Annotated in this window: 13 protein-coding genes; 3 read left to right on the top strand and 10 right to left on the bottom strand. The window is 43.9% G+C overall.

Annotated elements, in window-relative coordinates; translation table 11 throughout:
• Position 1: 1 nt before the first annotated feature.
• From ACUNWA_RS02745 to ACUNWA_RS02705, 9 genes are all read right to left on the bottom strand, one after another.
• Positions 2-295 carry a PG0541 family transporter-associated protein gene (locus ACUNWA_RS02745; RefSeq protein ID WP_445590350.1) on the bottom strand — a complete coding sequence of 98 codons (294 nt, stop codon included), beginning with the start codon at positions 293-295 and terminating at the stop codon, positions 2-4.
• A gap of 125 nt (positions 296-420) precedes the next feature.
• Positions 421-3,540 carry an efflux RND transporter permease subunit gene (locus ACUNWA_RS02740; RefSeq protein WP_445590349.1) on the bottom strand — a complete coding sequence of 1,040 codons (3,120 nt, stop codon included), beginning with the start codon at positions 3,538-3,540 and terminating at the stop codon, positions 421-423.
• A 39-nt stretch (positions 3,541-3,579) separates the two neighbouring features.
• Positions 3,580-4,629: an efflux RND transporter periplasmic adaptor subunit gene (locus tag ACUNWA_RS02735; protein WP_445590348.1), complete on the bottom strand. Its 1,050-nt coding sequence runs from the start codon at positions 4,627-4,629 to the stop codon at positions 3,580-3,582.
• A gap of 21 nt (positions 4,630-4,650) precedes the next feature.
• Positions 4,651-5,949, bottom strand: coding sequence for a TolC family protein (locus ACUNWA_RS02730; protein WP_445590347.1), 1,299 nt, complete (start codon positions 5,947-5,949; stop codon positions 4,651-4,653).
• Positions 5,950-5,960: 11 nt separating this feature from the next.
• Positions 5,961-6,614 (bottom strand): TetR/AcrR family transcriptional regulator, encoded by a 654-nt coding sequence (locus ACUNWA_RS02725; protein ID WP_445590346.1) that lies wholly within the window; start codon positions 6,612-6,614, stop codon positions 5,961-5,963.
• Positions 6,615-6,665: 51 nt separating this feature from the next.
• Positions 6,666-7,265 (bottom strand): TetR/AcrR family transcriptional regulator, encoded by a 600-nt coding sequence (locus ACUNWA_RS02720; protein ID WP_445590345.1) that lies wholly within the window; start codon positions 7,263-7,265, stop codon positions 6,666-6,668.
• A gap of 135 nt (positions 7,266-7,400) precedes the next feature.
• Positions 7,401-9,065, bottom strand: a complete 1,665-nt coding sequence (locus tag ACUNWA_RS02715; RefSeq protein ID WP_445590344.1) for a nucleoside kinase — start codon at positions 9,063-9,065, stop codon at positions 7,401-7,403.
• A gap of 199 nt (positions 9,066-9,264) precedes the next feature.
• Entirely contained in the window at positions 9,265-12,135 is a 2,871-nt protein-coding gene (gene uvrA, locus ACUNWA_RS02710) for an excinuclease ABC subunit UvrA (protein ID WP_445590343.1), read from the bottom strand.
• Entirely contained in the window at positions 12,135-13,067 is a 933-nt protein-coding gene (locus tag ACUNWA_RS02705; RefSeq protein ID WP_445590342.1) for a lytic transglycosylase domain-containing protein, read from the bottom strand. Before ACUNWA_RS02705 ends, uvrA begins: the two co-directional genes overlap by 1 nt.
• A 318-nt stretch (positions 13,068-13,385) precedes the next feature.
• Here ACUNWA_RS02705 and ACUNWA_RS02700 point away from each other — a divergent pair, with 318 nt between their 5' ends.
• From ACUNWA_RS02700 to ACUNWA_RS02690, 3 genes are all read left to right on the top strand, one after another.
• On the top strand, positions 13,386-15,635 hold the full coding sequence (locus ACUNWA_RS02700; RefSeq protein WP_445590341.1) for a GH92 family glycosyl hydrolase: 2,250 nt from the start codon (positions 13,386-13,388) through the stop codon (positions 15,633-15,635).
• Between the two features lie 24 nt (positions 15,636-15,659).
• Entirely contained in the window at positions 15,660-16,958 is a 1,299-nt protein-coding gene (locus ACUNWA_RS02695) for an MFS transporter (RefSeq protein ID WP_445590340.1), read from the top strand.
• Positions 16,959-17,153: 195 nt separating this feature from the next.
• Positions 17,154-18,122 carry a glycoside hydrolase family 130 protein gene (locus tag ACUNWA_RS02690; RefSeq protein WP_445590339.1) on the top strand — a complete coding sequence of 323 codons (969 nt, stop codon included), beginning with the start codon at positions 17,154-17,156 and terminating at the stop codon, positions 18,120-18,122.
• Between the two features lie 99 nt (positions 18,123-18,221).
• On the opposite strand, the gene ACUNWA_RS02685 is transcribed toward ACUNWA_RS02690, so the two are convergent.
• Positions 18,222-18,692, bottom strand: a complete 471-nt coding sequence (locus ACUNWA_RS02685; RefSeq protein ID WP_445590338.1) for a hypothetical protein — start codon at positions 18,690-18,692, stop codon at positions 18,222-18,224.
• Positions 18,693-18,759: the final 67 nt, after the last annotated feature.

Raw genomic sequence — 18,759 nt, 5'->3', positions numbered from 1 at the left:
TTTATACTGATTTAAGAACGTCCCAAACAAAGGCTCGTACGCCCACTTCCTTATTAACTTCGTCCAATTTCTTAACTTTTTCCAAAAGGATATCTACCTGTTCATCGGCTACAATCGTGAGTACGGCAGAGTTTATCTCGGGCCAGGTGTGAGTTCCCATGCGGGGTTCTCCATCAACCGATCCGCGCCCAAGTACGTCGTTCCACCAAGTGTAGCCTCTCACGTCAAGGCGGTCCAGCATGTACTCTACACGTTCGGTATTGGCTTGATTAAATGCAATAAATACGGCTTTCATGTTATTAAAATTGAGGGTTTCCTTTGTGTAAGATAAAACGCCCATGCTCCGACTGCCCGGTATAAATCATTCCAGATGTATACACTGGAGAATTATAATTCATGGTCGTTTCATCTCTTTCTGTTTTACTTGTCCATAAATATAAACTGTTCTCTAACTTTTTCTTTTTTCCGGCGTTCGCCACGGCTGGCTAATACGGCATACATCACAGGCACAATCACCATGGTCACGAGGGTTGAGAATACCAATCCTCCAATAACGGTAATTCCCATCGGGCGCCATATTTCAGCTCCTTCTCCAGTACTCATGGCCAAAGGCAGCATTCCTAGAATTGTAGTGGCAGCAGTCATCAACACCGGACGCAAGCGCGACCTTCCGGAAAGGGCAATGGCTTCATAGAGTTCCACGCCACGGTCCCGCATCAGGTTAATAAAGTCGACCAATACAATTCCGTTCTTCACCACAATACCAACCAATAGCACAGCTCCCAATGCAGCGACGACACTCAAGGTTGTTCCGGTAATCACCAAGGCTAAGATGACCCCGGTAAAGGCAAACGGAATCGAAAACATAATAATCAGCGGCATCCGCAACGACTCGAACTGAGAGGCCATGACGATAAACACCAGAATCAAACTTAAGCTAAACAACATGGCCAAGTCCATAAACGATTCTTGCTGATCTTCGTAGGCACCACCAACCGAAACGACAATCTCAGGAGGCGTATCAAGCTGAGCCGTTTCGGTTTTAATCCGCGTAGCCAGTTCTCCCAACGAAATACGATCGGGCGATGCTGAAATGGTTACCAAGCGTTCGCGGCGTTTGTGCTCAATGCTCGGTGGCGACCAGTACTCTTCAATCTTGCCCAATTCTTTCAGTTTAATCTTTTGTCCGGTTGGTGTCATAATCGTCATCTCCTGAATATCAGAAATCGAATTGCGGTACTTTTCTTCCAGTCGGATTTTGATATCATATTCCTCCCCTTCTTCCTTATAGTAGGATGGCACCAAACCATTGATCCGATTACGAATAAACATGGATACTTGCGCTGTAGTCAGGCCATGCTCTGACAGCTTGTTTCGATCCAACACAATTTGCAATTCAGGCTTATCATTTTTGCGGCTGATCGTTACATCCTGTGCACCATCCATTCGTTTCAACCGATCCAACACCTGCTCTGCATACAAGTTGGTCACATCAAAATCGTACCCGTATATTTCATATTCAACCATATTACCTGAACCGCCCAACCCCTGACTGGAGGTTGAAATGGTGGAGCTTACCACTTCCGGAAACAAAGCAATCTGCTCTCTGAAGTCATCGGCAATAACCCACACTGTTCGCTCTCGTTCGTCAATATCGCTCAACCGTAGCGTGAGGTTAATAATGTTGGACCCGGTAGTACTGAACATCGAAATAAATCCACCTTCATCATCAGCTCCGGACGAAGAGGAAATCAATTCGACTTCAGGGTACCGCTTCCGAATAAGTGATTCAAGCTTTCGGGTAACTTTTGAGGTTTCTTCAACCCGCAAACCTGTTTGCAGCTCAATATTGGCCTGAATCTGGCTTTCATCCGACTCCGGCATAAAGTCGGTTCCAATATATTTCATCAGGAATAAGGAGGCAAAGAACACCAGAAAAGTGCTGATAACAACCACCGATTTGTAATGCAACAATCGACGCAACAAGTTCTCATACATCAAGTCGAATTTATAAAGCCATTTTTCAATGGTATTCTCCCAGGAGAACCGGCGAGGTTTTTGCTTTTTGCTCAGCTTTAACATCCGCGATGCCAACATCGGAGTTAGCGAAATAGCGGCCAAGGTTGACGTAACTACGGTAATGGTGACAATCCATCCCAGCTGGTTAAACAATACGCCGGTCATCCCCGAAACAAGGGTAAGAGGGAAAAACACAGCCACCACCACCAGAGTGGTAATAATAACCGACATCCAAACTTCGTTAGTAGCATAAATGGCAGCTTCCCGCGGACTACTTCCTCGCTCCACATGCCGGGTAATGTTTTCCAATACCACAATAGCATCATCCACCACCATTCCAATGGCAATCGAGAGTGAGGTCAGCGAAATCACATTCAGCGAGCTGCCTGTCAGGTAGAGGTAAACAAACGAGACAATCAGCGAAATTGGAATCGTAAGCACAATAATGAAGGTAGCCCGCCAGCGTCCTAAAAAGAATAAAACCACCAACACCACAAAAATCATGGCATACATTAGCGTTGACGACAGGTTGCTGATCGATCCTTTAATAAAGGTTGACGAGTCAAAAATTTCCTTAATTTTCACATCGGCCGGCAAGGTTGGTTTCAACTCTTCCAGCCGGTCTTTGATTTGCCGTGCAACTTTCACCGTATTGGCTCCCGACTGCTTCATCACAAACAGTCGCACCCCGTTTTCCCCGTTAATCCGCTCTTCCAGTGTAACATCTTTCAAGGTGTCGCGCACGCTTGCAATATCGCGCACAAAAACTTGTTTGCCAGCTCTACTAGCAACTACCAAGTTTTTGATTCGCTCACTTTCAGAAAACTCTCCCTGAACACGAATTTGGTAATCAATCTTACCCATTTTCACATTCCCTAACGGAAGGTTTTGGTTTTCGCCCGAAATAATAGAACCAATTTGTTCCAGCGTCAGGTCATAAGCATCCAGGCGTTTCGGATCAACATCGACATAAACCATACGCTGAGGTGTTCCTACCATGGCAACCGATCCTACTCCATCCACCCGGTTTAGTGGATTAATCACCTTCTCGTCAATCAGTTTTTCCAATCCCGGATACGACTCTTCTGCTGTAATGGCATAAAACAGGATTGGAAACATACTCGTATTAAACTTAAATATCGTTGGACGGTCGATTCCATCCGGAAGATTATCCAAACTCCGGTCAATCACATCCCGGATATCATTGGTTGCCTCATCCAAGTTGGCATCCCATTCGAACTCAAGAGAAATAACCGAAATATTATCTGACGATGTTGATGAAATTTCCTTGAGTTTATCCACCGAGTTCAGGACATCTTCCAGTACTTTGGTTACATTACTTTCGATATCCGAAGCATTGGCTCCAGAGTAAGTCGTCATCACAGAAACATAAGGAGGCTCCATTTCCGGATATAAATCGACCGGAATATTGATAAGCGAAAAGGCCCCCATAACCATGATAGCAACAAAAATCATGAAAGTTGTAACTGGTTTGTCGACCGCACTTTTATATATACTCATAATTGTTGTGTATTAAATTCTACAATGTTTCTGATGCGGCTAGTTTACAACTTCAACAGAGCCACCGTCCAGCAACCGGGCTTGTCCTTCAATAACAATATGGTCGCCAAGCTTCAATTGATCAGAAAGAACCTCGACCTTATCATCAAATCGTTTTCCCAGTTGAACTTCAACACGCTTAGCTCGACCGTTTTCCTCAACAAATAAGTAGCGCAGATTCGAACCTTGCATCTTCAATATCGCCAAAGCCGGCAAAACAATGGCATCAGTCTGCTCCAAACCAACCGTTACGCGGCCAAACATTCCCGGACGCAGTTGCCCTTTAGGATTATCAATACTTACTTCCACCTCGAATGAGCGACTTTGCGGATCAATGGTCGGTGCAATTCGAAAGATTTCACCTTCGAAAGTTTCGTCAGGATACACATCAAAACACAGCGACACCGACATTCCCAGTTCAACTTTTGGGAAATATTTTTCAGATACACTAACAATTGCTTTTAGCTTATCAACCTGGATAACCGACAAAATCGCAGCTTTACCAACAGTTGCAACAGGCGCCCCGGAGTACATCTCGCCCGATTCAAAATACTTTCCGGAAATGACAGCATTGAAAGGAGCTTCCAAAACGGTATTTTTCCTAAGGAAATCCACATTCTCCTTAGCAGCGTCGTATTGCGCCTGCAGCTGTTCGTATTGTTGTTGAGCAATACTTCCCAGCTTCTTCAGCGTATCCAACCGCGTATAGTCTGCCTTTAGGTTATTCAGTTGAATTTCTGCCTGAATGAGCTGGGTATCATTCATTCGTACCAGCTCTTGCCCTTTTTTCACCCGGTCTCCAAGTTCAACCCGGATATGCTCAATACGTCCGGGAGATGTTGGAGCCATATGCACTTCTTTAAAGGGTTCCAATGTTGCCGTATATTCCACAGTACGGGTAATTTCCTCAACTTTCAAACTGGTTATCCGGACCCTTTCGGCTGCCACTTCAGTGCTTACATCCGTTTTTTTCTCCTGTCCAGAAGAACAGGCTCCCAAGCTAAGTAAACCTAATGCTCCAAGAGCTATACTGTAATTCAATCGTTTCATGCTAATTTGTCTCATTGTTTATCAAAGTTTTCCTGTTAAGGTGTTTAATTGGTTTTGAGCCTGCAGCAGCTCCAATGCTGCCTGCAAAAAGTCTGATTCGGCTTTGAGGTAATTGTTGTCGGCACTTGTCAACTCCAGGCTGGAGATCATTCCCTGGTCATATTTTTGTTTTAAGTTTTTATAAACCGCTCGTGAAACTTCAATGTTATTTTGTTGATTTATGAAATTCTCCAAGGCACTCTTCAGATCAAAACTTAACTGCTTGTATTGAATCGACAATTGATCTTCCAGCAGTGCCTGTTCATTCCGATAGGTTTCCATATCAATTTTAGCGGCACGCACCTTAGCTCTTCGCTCACCACTCGAAAAAATCGGAATATTCATCTGCAGACCAACCATATGCGTGGGAGCCATATCGAAAGCAGGTTTTAATATCTTGTGATTAAAAGAATAATAACTGGATAGGCTTGGCAGGTAATTCGCTTTTTGCATATCCACTTGTTTTTCCTGAACCTTCCCCTGAGCTTCCATCAGTTGGAAATCGATATTCTGTGCAAGATCAAAACCACCGGTCAGGCCTTGGTCAAAATCTTCGCCGGACAGCAATTCGTCAAGCTCTTCGGTTAATTCCAACTCCATATCAGCTTCAACGCCCAACTGCAGCCGCAACATATTCTGCGCCATCACATGCTGTCTTGCGGCCGATTTCATTGCATTTTTAAGTGAATTCAACTGAACCGACAATTGATCGAGCTCCACTTTCTCCGTCATCCCAAACTCAACCAAAGGAGCCGTTTTTTCATAAACTGCTTGTAGGTTATTCACATTCTCCTGCAAAATTTCAAGTGCTTCACCTGACACGATCACCAAGTAGTAGCTTTCAACCACCTGACTAATGACATCCCGTTCCGTCTTAGTCTGGCTCTTTTCCGAAAGTTCTTGGTACAGTTTGGCTGTTTGAACCCCAACCCAATAGTTGGCGCTAAAAAGCAACTGCCCAACCGTTAAGTTAAAACTACTGGTTGGATCAATCGGAATTTGAGATGCCGGTTGCCCCTCGGCAAACTGAATGGAGATTTCAGCTCCCAAAGCATTGTTATAATCGGCGGTGGCATCCACCTGGGGTAATCCAGCAGCAATTGCCTGCTTCAGTTGCTCCTGCGACAGCTGTACCGAAAGCGCTGAATTCTGGATGTTTTTATTGAATTGCAAAGCATGTTGCTTCGCCTCATTCAAGTCAATGGAAAGTTTATCCTGGGCCTTCGCTCCCTGAAGCAAGAACGACGCCAGAACAAACAAGATAATTTGCTTTCTACTCATTGTTAATTATTTTAATTGTTTCCTGAATTAATGTTAAACGGCTCGTGCTGGTTCAGCAAGAGCAAGTCACTGTATTGATTTTCAATCTGCTGATGCCCCTTTAACGTACTTATCCCAATCAAGTCATTTAAGATTAAACGATACATGGAATCACTAAAGATCGCCTGATTATAAGTGGGTAAAGTCCGAGATAACCTTTCGGACATTTTGGAAATATGATTGAGATAAACAAAACGAATATCGAGATCTGGTCGGAAGAGCCCCTGTTCAATCCCCCGCTCAATGATCGGACGAATAAGCTCATAAATTTGATCATTTCGAAATTCATCAACCGCCTGATACTGGATCGGACTAACTTTCTTGAGATCGGGCAAGAACGATGGATTTGTCTTTCGAACAATCCGGATTACGTATAGAAAGAACTGGGCCAACTGAGGAAGCACTTCCTCTTCCGATGCAATGGCCTGCCGCAAGCCTGACACAAATTTAAGCTTACCATATTCCACGACTTCTTGGATCAACTCATTCCGACTGCGGATATGGAGATAAAGCGTCTTTTTGGAAATACCGAGCATCGCGGCAATCTCGTCGACACTAACACTTTTAATCCCATACTTCAGGTAAAGTTGATAGGTCTTTTCTATTATTTTTTTATTATCGATCATAAACCCCGAAAACTTTCGTATTTTTTACAGTTTTCTCAAGCGCAAAAAAAACTAGCGCAACATTTCGTCTACCAAATCGATTCCCTTACGAGTTGAGATACCCCGTATGAAATTAATCATCAGACTTTTAAACAAATCAGCAAATACATATTCATCATGAGGAAAAACAGCTTCATCTGAAATCAGGTTAATCTGTTCATAAAACAACTTGGAAACAATGTCCACATGAATCTCTTTTCGAAACAAGCCTTCATTAATCCCCTTTCGAAGTTGTGTATAGATCTGATTGTAATTCTTTTTTTGATTCTCCTCATGAAGCGGCTTCCAAATTGCCGGATAATACTTTTTCAAATCATGAAAAAATAACGGGCTAATCATATTAATAGCTTTAATACCATACTTCATGGAAGTTAAAAGGGCTTCTATCACATTGGCCGAATTGGTCATTACCTCTTGGTTTATTTTATCCTGTTTCTGCATCAAATCACGCATACAGGTATAAACAAGCTCCGTCTTATCCTTAAAGTTCTCGTAAACCGTCCGCTTCGAGATTCCAATACCCGCAGCAATATCATCCATGGTAACACTCCGGATACCATATTTGAAAAACAAGCGAGTGGCTTCTTCTATTATGCGATCACGTACTTCCATATTCTAAAATTTCTGCCAAAGGTATAAAAACTCCTGAATCCTTTAAAGTTTTCTAGAAATATTTCAGGCATTAACAGCCACAAGCAAAAAGAGGCGACTCTACGAGCCACCTCTTCAATTCTATATTTCAAGAAGTTAATACATAAAGCTACTTCCGCCAAGAAACTCACGGATGAGCGAAGTCGGCGGAATCTCGAAATCATCAATACTTTTGATGTAGCTGAAGAATTTCAGCAGGCGATTGGCTTCGCTATATTCAACTTGGTTTTCCGGCACATTTTTCAGTAAAGGCTCGGCATATTTTTTCAACACAGCCAATTCATACACCATGGCTGAATTAAACATCACATTCGCATTCTCCTGATAAGGAAAGATGTTTTTCTCTTCGCCATTCTTCACACTCGGCCAGCGCCTAATGGTTTCTGCAGCTGAGTACCCACGGTACATGCTATCGCGAATCATCCTGCGAATTAACCGATTATCGGTCGTTGAAATATGATTATGGTCATCGAAAGAAATTTGAGTTAGTGCAGACAAGAATATCCGGAAGCTTTGCCCTTCATTCACGTGGGGAGTCAGTCCCGGGTTATTTCCATGAATACCTTCGACCATCAACAAATGACCATCGCCCAAGCGAAGTTTTTCTCCCGAATTCAATCGCTTACCAAGCGCAAAATTAAATTTAGGCAATTCAACTTCTTCGCCATTAAAAAGCTGTAAAAGCTGTTCATTGAAAAATTGGATATCGATAGCTTCCAAGGCTTCGAAATCGAATTCGCCATTCGCATCCAAAGGAGTTTTATCCCGATCCACAAAATAATCATCCAGCGAAATCATATGGGGAACCAAGCCATTTACGGCCAACTGTACCGCCAGTCGCTTGGTAAAAGTAGTTTTCCCGGAAGCCGAAGGCCCTGCAATCAGGATCACCTTTATATTATCGCGATGAGCATCTATCTCATTCGCAATTTCGGCAATCTTCTTTTCGTGCAAGGCTTCCGAAATCTTAATAATATCGCCACTTTTCCCTTTATCAGTATACTCGTTCAGCTTGCCTAAATCGGGAACATCCAGAATACTGGCCCGGTGTTTATGCTCCTTGAAAACACCAAAAAGCTTTTCTTGCTCAATTACCGGAAAGAGTTCATCGAAACTATCCGGCTGTGGAACTTGCAGTAACAAGCCATCGAAATAGGCTTCCAGCCCGAAGTTGGTCAGGTAACCCGTTGCAGGCACATGGTGACCATAAAAATAGTTGGCTAAGCCGTTCACAAAATAGAGATATGAAAACAGCGTTCCCTGCTGCTCAAACAAGCGGGCCTTTTCCTCCAAACCCTGCTGGTTTAAAATGTCGACAGCCTCCGCAGTAGGCATTCCTCTTTTTTCAATAGGCAAGTCAAGCTCAACCCATTGCCGCATTTCACTTTTCAGTTCGAAGATATCCGAATCTGTAATCGGTCGCTCCAGTCCAACGAGTTCACAATAATAGCCCTGCGAAATCCCATTCATAATTTTCAGTTTTACCTGCGGGAAGGTTTCCTTCACCGCCACATAAAGCAAGAAAAGTAAAGAACGCGTATAGAGGCGCCGCCCATCAGGGTGTGAATAATCAATAAAGCGTATGCGCTTAGACTTCACCACAGAGAACGATAGCTCCTTCACCTTGTGGTTAACCAATGCTCCGCAAACCGGATTCGGCAGCTTTATCTGAAGGTCATTCGAAATTTCCTCCAGTGTTGTCCCTAATGGATAAGCTTTTGTTGTTTGATTATTTTCACAATAGATCTCAATGGTTTTCATCCGTTCCGTTTTTTTTAGTGTTCTAATATCGAGCACGAATCACCCAAAATCGAAATCCTTTTTTTTGGATACAGGGCTGCTTAAAACTCATGCTCTTTTCATCGCCGATTAAACCAAAAGAAATAAGCTTACAATATCTGTTTAATCCTCATTGCTGCTCGTTGATCATTCGGCCATGAAACTTTTTCGTTGCTGACAGCTATAAAGCTAACTCTTTTTTCAGATACATGGAGGTATACGACATTCGGTTTTTCACAACCTCCTCCGGTGTTCCGGCGCAAAGCAGCTGTCCTCCACCTTTACCACCCTCTGGCCCAAGGTCTATAATATGGTCAGAAACCTTAATCACATCCAAGTTGTGTTCAATCACAATCACGGTGTTGCCCCGATCTACCAGTCTGTTCAACACTTCAAGCAAAACCCGGATATCTTCAAAATGAAGACCAGTCGTAGGCTCATCCAAAATATAGAGCGTTTGGCCGGTATCTTTTTTAGCTAGCTCGGTTGCCAGCTTAACCCGTTGCGACTCGCCACCCGACAAGGTGGTTGATGACTGCCCCAGAGTTATGTAGCCCAGACCAACTTCCTGCAGTGTCTTCAGTTTATGGGCGATGGATGGCAAATGTTCGAAAAAATCCACTCCCTGGTTAATCGTCAGATTCAAGACATCGCCAATAGATTTCCCTTTGTAGCGTACTTCCAGTGTCTCGCGGTTATAGCGCTTTCCATTGCAGGTATCGCAGTGCACATACACATCGGGCAAAAAGCTCATCTCAATCAGTTTCAGTCCGCCACCCTGGCAGTCTTCACAGCGTCCTCCTTTTACATTGAAGGAAAAGCGCCCTGGTTTGTACCCCCGAATTTTAGCCTCTGGCAACTGAGCAAACAAGGCTCGAATGTCGGAGAAAACACCAGTATAAGTCACCGGGTTTGATCGTGGCGTTCGCCCCAAAGGCGATTGATCTACCTGAACCACTTTGTCGATATTTTTCAGCCCTTCCATCTTTAGGTAGGGCAACGGATCTTTCACCGATTTATAAAAATGCTGGCTTAAAATGGGTTGTAACGTTCCATTGATCAGGCTGGATTTTCCACTGCCAGACACCCCGGTAATGCAAATTAATTTTCCCAGCGGAAATTCAACACTCACCTCTTTTAAGTTATTGCCCGAACAACCTTTTAGCTTAATGGTTTGACCATTTCCCGGCCGACGAACCTCTGGAATGGCAATCTGATTTTGGCCCGTCAGGTATTTCGAGGTCAGCGTATTGGCCTTCAGTAGTGCGTCGGGCGTACCGGCAGCCACCACTTCCCCTCCATGTCTTCCGGCAAACGGGCCCATATCAACAATATAGTCAGCCGAAAGCATCATGTCTTTATCATGCTCGACCACGATAACCGAGTTTCCGGTATCACGCAGTTTCTGCAACGAATGAATCAAACGCAGGTTATCCCGCTGATGCAAACCAATACTGGGTTCATCCAGAATATACAACACATTAACCAGTTGCGAACCGATTTGGGTCGCAAGTCGGATGCGCTGCGATTCGCCACCCGAAAGCGTGCGTGAAGTCCGGTCAAGTGACAAGTATTCAAGTCCCACATCAATCAGAAAACTGACACGGTCACGAATTTCTTTAATCACCTCTGTACCAATCTTACGCTGCCGATCGGTTAACCGCTCCTCCAAATCCTGCAACCACATACTGAGTTCGCTAATATCCAGTTTAGCCACGTCTGAAATATTCCGATTGTCAATTTTGAAATAAAGCGATTCCTTTTTCAAGCGCAGTCCATTGCAATCGGGGCAAGAGCGTTCTTTAATAAATTGATTAGCCCACTTTTTCGCCTTTTTCGATGGATTATCATCCCGCTGATTGTTGATGTATTTAATAACCCCTTCATAACTCATCATGTAATTCACCGAACTTCCTAGCGGTGAATTCTTCAACTGAATGCGCTCATTGGTTCCATTGAGCACAGCGGTCAAGCCGTCTTCCGGAATATCTTTTACGGGTGTTTTCAGATCAAACCCATACTTTTCGCCCAATGCCTCTATCTGCCAGAAAATAAGTGTGTTTTTCTGCAGTCCAAGTGGCGCGATTCCGCCTTTAGCAATACTTTTATCTGGTTCGGGAATAATTTTCTCCAGATCAATTTCGGCCACCTGACCTAAACCATTACACCGCGGGCAAGCACCTTGTGGAGAGTTGAATGAAAAATTATGCGGTGCCGGCTCTGCATATGAGATACCAGATGTAGGGCACATCAACTGTCGGCTGTAATATTTCATATTATCAGAGTCGTGCTCCATAACCAAAATAATCCCATGTCCCTGGGTCATGGCTGTATGAACCGACTCCTTCAGCCGTTTCATACTTTCCGGTTCAACTTCCAGCCGGTCGACAACCACCTCAATGAAATGATTTTTATACCTGTCAACTTTCATGTTTGGCACAAGTTCTTTCACGTCTCCATCAATACGGGCATACAAAAAACCCTTACGCCGTATTTGCTCAAAAAGCTCCCGATAGTGTCCCTTTCGGCCACGCACCAGCGGAGCCATTACCAAAATCCGTTTCCCTGAAAAGTTCTCCTGAATCAGTTTCAGAATTTGGTCATCGGTATATTTCACCATCTTCTCCCCTGTTTCGTAGGAAAAAGCCTCACCCGCCCGCGCATATAGCAAACGCAGAAAGTCATAAATTTCAGTGACTGTTCCAACCGTTGACCGGGGATTTTTGTTGGTGGTTTTCTGCTCAATAGAAATAACCGGACTAAGTCCTGTGATTTTATCCACATCGGGACGTTCCATATTTCCAAGAAACGACCGGGCATAGGCCGAAAATGTTTCGACGTACCGCCGCTGACCTTCAGCATAAATCGTATCAAATGCAAGCGAAGATTTTCCACTCCCACTCAGGCCCGTAATAACCGTGAGTTGGTTTCGTGGAATCTCGACATTTATATTTTGGAGGTTGTGTACACGTGCTCCGAGCACCACAACCTTGTCTTCATTTTCTAAGCGTTCTTCTTCCAGAACGGCTGTTTCTGTTTTCTGCATGGGCATTACTTTGTAATTGATCTGAATCCTTCTGCCGGCAATTTAATCTCATAGGTTTTCCCTCTTGAATTAGTCAGATAGGCCTCGCGCAACCACGGATTAAGCATTTTTAGTATTTTATAGTTCGTCTGATGCTCCTGAGCAAAATCGGCAAAGTTGGTGACTGGGCCTGAAAGCTCAATGGTTTTGGTATTCCAAAGCGGATAATACTCGCCTTCATTCACCTCAAAACCGTACTTCCGTTGGTCTTCCATAATCAGTTTCAGTGCTAAAATACGAAACACATACCGGCTGGTCTCTTCTCCTAACAACAGATCGTAGTAATTGGTTTCTTTTTGGCGTTCGATTTGGCGGCCTACAAAATTTCGCCCAGCATTGTAGGTAGCGGCAACCATAGTCCAGTTGCCATATTTAGCGTACGACTCGTGCAAGTAGGCACAGGCCGCATGCGTCGATTTTTCGATGTGATAACGCTCGTCTACCTCCCGATTAATCTCCAAACCATAATCGCCCGCCGTACCTTTCATAAACTGCCAAAAGCCAACAGCGCCAGCAGGAGAAACAGCGCTGGGATTAAAACCACTCTCGGCCAAAGCCAGATATTTAAAGTCGTCGGGAATGCTATCTTTTTTCAAAATGGGCTCGATGATTGAGAAAAAGCGTGGTGCCATCTTTATAAACCGCAGAGTTTGTGAATGAAAATAGGAATTCACCAGCAATTCCCGGTCCAGGCTCTCATAAACATCAAAAAGCTCCATGGGCACTTTTTCACCACAAAATGTGAGTGAATCGGGAACCTCCACTGAGCTGTAATAATGCCTGATTGGTGTTTCCTGAGCAGGCTCAGGATAGGTTGAAGATTCCAAGAACTGGTATCCTCCCAAAACTAAAACAACTAAGAACAAGGTAAAAAATAGTTGACTCACTTTCCGCTTCATAATCCGTCTTTCAAAATTTATTAAACGGCAAAAATAACTCTTTTGCCCTTGGCTTTCAACTTATTTAATCCTAAAAAACGAGAAATCAGATCAAGCCAGCGCTATGGCTTGATTTACGATGGAACAAAGATTCAGCGAGCAATTTTCAATTAAAAAAGTACACTAAAGCCAAACACACACAATCAACTAGCCAACAAACCATTACAGCAAGCAAACTTTTTAAAATAATTGACACCTCTGCCATATTCAATATAAAACGATCCAACAAAAAGTGAATTAACTACCTTTGGCATTTTAAAAATATCAAATTCTATAACCATGCCTAATAACGTTTTACGACTAGCTATTCTGACTTTCATTTTAGCTTTGAACAGCATTTATCCAGCCCTCGCACAAGAAAAAACTGCGACCGACTGGGTAAATCCATTTATCGGCAGCACCAACTATGGCACTACCAATCCTGGAGCCCTGGTGCCACAAGGGATGGCTTCTGTCGTACCTTTCAATGTTAGCGGATCAGCCAGTAACAAATGGGACAAGGACAACCAGTGGTGGTCGACACCCTATTCATGGGACAACCATTTTTTTACGGGTTATTCGCATGTCAACCTGAGTGGTGTTGGATGCCCCGATCTAGGAGTCATTTTGCTGATGCCTACTACTGGGAAAGTTGAAGCCAGCAATAAAGCCTATGGCTCACCAATGACTAAGCAGCAAGCGTCTCCCGGCTATTACAGCAATTATCTGGAGAAATATGACATCACAACAGAAGTAACCGCAAGTGCGCGGGTTGGATTAAGTAAATTCAAATTCCCGGAAGGACAATCCAACATTTTGCTGGATTTGGGAACCGGCTTAACCAACGAAAGTGGAGCAGCACTGCGGATTGTAAACAACCGTGAAATTGAAGGCTGGCGCATGACAGGTACGTTCTGTTACAACGACGGCACAGAGCGCCCCGTCTATTTTGTGGCCCGCTTCAGTAAACCAGCCAAATCATTTGGAGCCTGGAAAAAGATGCCACAAATGAAGGCTGAATCAGCCTGGTCCTCCAACGACGGAGCCTTTAAATTTTATTCTGAATTTCAAGCACAAATGGCCGGCGACAGCATTGGCACTTACATGACATTCGACACCAAAAAAGATGAAGAGATTCTGGTTAAAGTAGCTGTTTCATATGTCAGCATTGAAAATGCAAGACAAAACATGGATATCGAAATGCCCGGGTTTAACTTTGACGAAACTCGCGCAGCAGCAAAAGGAAAATGGGATGAAGCGCTCTCCCGTATTTCTGTAAAAGGAGGAACTGACGATCAGAAAACGGTATTTTATACCGCACTATATCATATGCAAATCCATCCCAACATCATCAACGATGCGAATGGGCAATATCCGCTAATGGAATCCTACGGAATTGGCGAGGTTAAAGAAGGCGATCGCTATACGGTTTTCTCACTTTGGGACACCTACCGGAACTTCCACCCACTGATGAGTCTGGTTTATCCGGAACAGCAGTTAGACATGGTTCGCTCGATGATTGCGATGTATGAAGAAAGTGGTTGGCTGCCGAAATGGGAACTTAACAGCACCGAAACCCATGTAATGGAAGGAGATCCTGCCATTCCGGTGATTACCGACACTTACCTACGTGGATTAACGGACTTTGATGTGGAAACGGTTTACGAAGCCATGTACAAATCGGCAACTACCCCAGGAGCCGAAAACAAACTGCGTCCGGATATTGATGACTATCTTTCCAAAGGATATATTCCTTACGCTACTCCTTTTGACAACTCGGTATCGCATGCCTTGGAATACTACATAGCCGACTGGAACCTGGCTCAATTTGCCAAAGCGTTGGGAAAAGATAACGATTACAAGCGTTTCTTAAATCAATCGCTCCGCTACAAGGAATACTTCGACAAAGACGAGTTTCAAATGATTCGTCCGCGCATGGCTGATGGTTCTTTCTACAAAGATTTTGATCCGAAACAAGGAGAGAATTTTGAACCAAGCCCGGGCTTTCATGAAGGCAATGCTTATCAATATACCTTTTGTGCTCCTCACGACATTAACGGATTGATGAAATTGATGGGTGGCAAGAAAAAGTTCACTCAAAAATTGCAAGGTATTTTTGATGACGGACATTACGATGTTGCCAACGAACCCGACATTCATTATCCGTGGTTGTTCAACTATGTAAAAGGCGAAGAGTGGCGCACACAAAAAGAAGTCAGCCGATTACTAAATGAACATTATGAAAATGCGCCAGGAGGAATTCCGGGGAATGACGACTGTGGAACACTTTCTGCATGGGCCGTTTACAGCATGATGGGTTTTTACCCCGTATGCCCTGGAGATACCGATTACGCCATTGCGCAACCCGCTTTTGACGAAGTAAAAATCCGTCTGGATCAAAATTTCTATCCAGGCAAAGAACTCATCATTCGCACCAAAGGAGATGGAGAGTACATTCGTAAGATCAGCAAAGACGGTCAAAAGCTGAATCGTTACTTCATCAACCACAAAGAGCTTGTTTCGGGTGGCGTACTGAAAATTGAGAAATAAAAAACAAAAAAAATACCAACGAACATGCGCTTTAATCAACTAAAAAAAATCCATCCAGCTGCTTGGATCCCCACCGTTTACTTCGGAATGGGGCTACCTTTTGCTGCTATTAATCAGGCTTCACCATTGATGTACGAAAGCCTTGATATTAGCGATGCGATGATTGCATTCTGGACATCGCTCATCATTCTGCCCTGGACCTTAAAACCTCTATGGAGCCCGATTCTAGAGATGTTTAAAACCAAAAAGCATTTTGTTGTAGCCACACAGCTGGTTACAGGAATTACCTTTGCATTGGTTGCTTTTTCGCTACCACTAAATGATTTTTTCACCTACTCCATTGCTCTGCTGGCAGTGGTTGCGCTGAGTGGGTCAACACACGACATCGCCACCGATGGCGTTTACTTGAGCGTTCTATCATCACAAGATCAGGCCAAATACATTGGCTGGCAAGGTGCTTCCTATAATATTGCCAAAGTATTAACAGCCGGAGGACTGGTTTATCTGGCCGGGATTCTGGAAGAAACGATAGGGGCAATGCATGCCTGGATGATAGTGATGGGAACCTATGGAGCCATTATGGTTTTACTGGCCTTTTACCACATGCGCATGCTCCCATCGGGAGGCAATGCCACCAACGAGGTCCATTCAATAAAAGAAGGATTTCAAACCTTGCTTGATGTGCTGAAAACATTCTTTCAAAAAAAATACATTGGCTGGTATATTGCCTTTATCCTTATTTATCGCTTTGCGGAAGGTTTTGCCGTAAAAATTGCACCGCTATTCTTCAAAGCAGCCGTAGCCGATGGAGGACTTGGACTAAGCACTTCAGAAATTGGCCTTTTGTATGGTGTTTTTGGCTCGGCAGCCTTTATTGTAGGCTCGCTTCTGGCTGGCTATTTCATTGCCGCACGCGGTTTACGCCGTTCGCTGTTTATATTGGTTTGCACTTTCAACTTCCAATTCATTATTTACGCCTTGCTGGCTACGTATCGCCCATCAAACCTTTATCTGATAGGCTCGGCAGTCATTATTGAATACTTTGTATATGGCTTCGGATTTGTCGGCCTGATGCTATTTATGATGCAACAGGTAGCCCCCGGAAAATACAAGATGGCTCACTACGCCTTTGCGTCAGGTATTATGAATCTGGGCTTTATGTTGCCAAGTATGCTTAGTGGCTTTATCAGCGATTCAGTCGGCTACAAATCATTCTTCCTATTTATTTTAGTCGCCATGATTCCATCATTCTTTGCGGCCAAGTTTGTTCCTTTCACCCATCCGGACAATAAAGAATCGGAACCGAAAAAAATAGAAGAATAAAGTATAACTTTAATCATTTAATTGAGAAGACGTATCGAAAATGGCTGGAGGTGAAGACATGTCACAGGCAAAAAGAGATTGATAATATAAAGCCTAATACAGGCGACTTAAACGCTGCAAACTGGCAACTCCAACCCAAGCTGAATACGTACTAACAAAAAGAACTAATTTTAATAATTCAAAAAAAATAGAATAATGAAGACAAAAACCGCTATGCCATGGGAAAACAGACCGGAGGGCTCAACCGAGGTCATGTGGAGATATTCTGCAAATCCAGTTATTGGACGCTACCAGATTCCAAGCTCGAACAGTATTTTCAACAGTGCTGTTGTTCCTTTTGAAGACGGCTTTGCCGGCGTTTTCCGTTGCGACAACAAAGCTGTTCAAATGAATATTTTTGCCGGATTCAGTAAAGATGGAATTAACTGGGACATCAACCACGAGCCCATCGAAATGGTTGCCGGAAATACCGAAATGATCGAATCGGACTATAAATATGACCCGCGCGTAACCTTTATTGAAGACCGCTACTGGGTAACCTGGTGTAATGGCTACCACGGACCAACAATCGGAATCGCTTACACCTTCGATTTTAAAACATTCCACCAGTGCGAAAGTGCCTTCTTGCCTTTCAACCGCAACGGAGTGCTTTTCCCTGAAAAAATCAATGGCCGCTACGCCATGCTAAGTCGTCCGAGCGATAACGGACACACTCCTTTTGGCGACATCTACATTAGCTACAGCCCCGACATGAAATACTGGGGTGAACACCGCTGTGTTATGAAGGTTAGCCCTTTTGAAAATAGTGCATGGCAGTGTACTAAAATTGGAGCTGGATCAGTGCCAATTAAAACAGAAGAAGGATGGTTGGAGTTCTACCATGGTGTAATCAATACCTGCAACGGATTCCGTTACTCAATGGGAGCAGCTTTGCTTGACCTGGAAGATCCATCCAAAGTACTTTACCGTACGCAACCTTATTTGTTGGCTCCTGCTGCGCCATACGAATTGGCTGGCGATGTTCCCAATGTAGTTTTCCCATGCGCTGCCCTAAACGATGGCGAAAGAATCGCTGTTTATTACGGTGCTGCCGATACCGTAGTGGGAATGGCTTTTGGTTATCAACAAGAAATCATCGATTTCATCAAGAATAACTCGTTATAATTATTGAAGAAGCACTCCGCCCATCTGGTGTTGGAGCAATAAAAAAATCCGGCTGGTCGCAGCCGGATTTTTTTTATATCATTTAGGCTGACTCAGGAACTAAAACCCAAAGCCCAAGTGAATCCCCAAAGAGGCATGCGATTCGTCCTTCTCGAAGCCAAACCCTAGCATAGGCCCTAGATGAAACTCGCCGATAGAGAACTCATATAAAAGCTCCAGGTGACCGGATAAAGCCTTGTGCGATTCGCCTTCTTCCTCTGCGAAACTATACCCCGGACCAACATTGACTGACAAACGTGGAAGGATGTTATAGTTCAGCAATGCTGTAATCGTATTGTGAGTATGCTCACCCCACACCGATTCAAGCCCAAGACCAACAGAAAGCCGGCTGTGTGGGGCAACGCGATAAAGGTAATGTAAATGTGTGCCCAACGCCTGTTCATTCTCCGCAAGCAGACTTGCACCTCCCACCCCAACTCCAAGGTGGTGGCGATGATGTTCGTGATCATGTTCCTGAGCAAACACTAGATTAGAAATTAAAAGCACAAAGGCAAGTAATCGAAATTTCATGGCTACAAATCGTTAAAATATTGGAATAACAACAAAGGCTCCCCCAAAAAGTTGCATAAAAAAACCC

Source organism: Sunxiuqinia sp. sy24, assembly GCF_052677165.1.
This window is presented reverse-complemented; position numbering and strand designations above follow the sequence as displayed.

Bases quoted from the DNA above. Each gene is read 5' to 3' on its own strand.
- ACUNWA_RS02745 (WP_445590350.1), bottom strand. From the start codon at position 295: ATGAAAGCCGTATTTATTGCATTTAATCAAGCCAATACCGAACGTGTA.
- ACUNWA_RS02740 (WP_445590349.1), bottom strand. From the start codon at position 3,540: ATGAGTATATATAAAAGTGCGGTCGACAAACCAGTTACAACTTTCATG.
- ACUNWA_RS02735 (WP_445590348.1), bottom strand. From the start codon at position 4,629: ATGAAACGATTGAATTACAGTATAGCTCTTGGAGCATTAGGTTTACTT.
- ACUNWA_RS02730 (WP_445590347.1), bottom strand. From the start codon at position 5,949: ATGAGTAGAAAGCAAATTATCTTGTTTGTTCTGGCGTCGTTCTTGCTT.
- ACUNWA_RS02725 (WP_445590346.1), bottom strand. From the start codon at position 6,614: ATGATCGATAATAAAAAAATAATAGAAAAGACCTATCAACTTTACCTG.
- ACUNWA_RS02720 (WP_445590345.1), bottom strand. From the start codon at position 7,265: ATGGAAGTACGTGATCGCATAATAGAAGAAGCCACTCGCTTGTTTTTC.
- ACUNWA_RS02715 (WP_445590344.1), bottom strand. From the start codon at position 9,065: ATGAAAACCATTGAGATCTATTGTGAAAATAATCAAACAACAAAAGCT.
- uvrA (WP_445590343.1), bottom strand. From the start codon at position 12,135: ATGCCCATGCAGAAAACAGAAACAGCCGTTCTGGAAGAAGAACGCTTA.
- ACUNWA_RS02705 (WP_445590342.1), bottom strand. From the start codon at position 13,067: ATGAAGCGGAAAGTGAGTCAACTATTTTTTACCTTGTTCTTAGTTGTT.
- ACUNWA_RS02700 (WP_445590341.1), top strand. From the start codon at position 13,386: ATGCCTAATAACGTTTTACGACTAGCTATTCTGACTTTCATTTTAGCT.
- ACUNWA_RS02695 (WP_445590340.1), top strand. From the start codon at position 15,660: ATGCGCTTTAATCAACTAAAAAAAATCCATCCAGCTGCTTGGATCCCC.
- ACUNWA_RS02690 (WP_445590339.1), top strand. From the start codon at position 17,154: ATGAAGACAAAAACCGCTATGCCATGGGAAAACAGACCGGAGGGCTCA.
- ACUNWA_RS02685 (WP_445590338.1), bottom strand. From the start codon at position 18,692: ATGAAATTTCGATTACTTGCCTTTGTGCTTTTAATTTCTAATCTAGTG.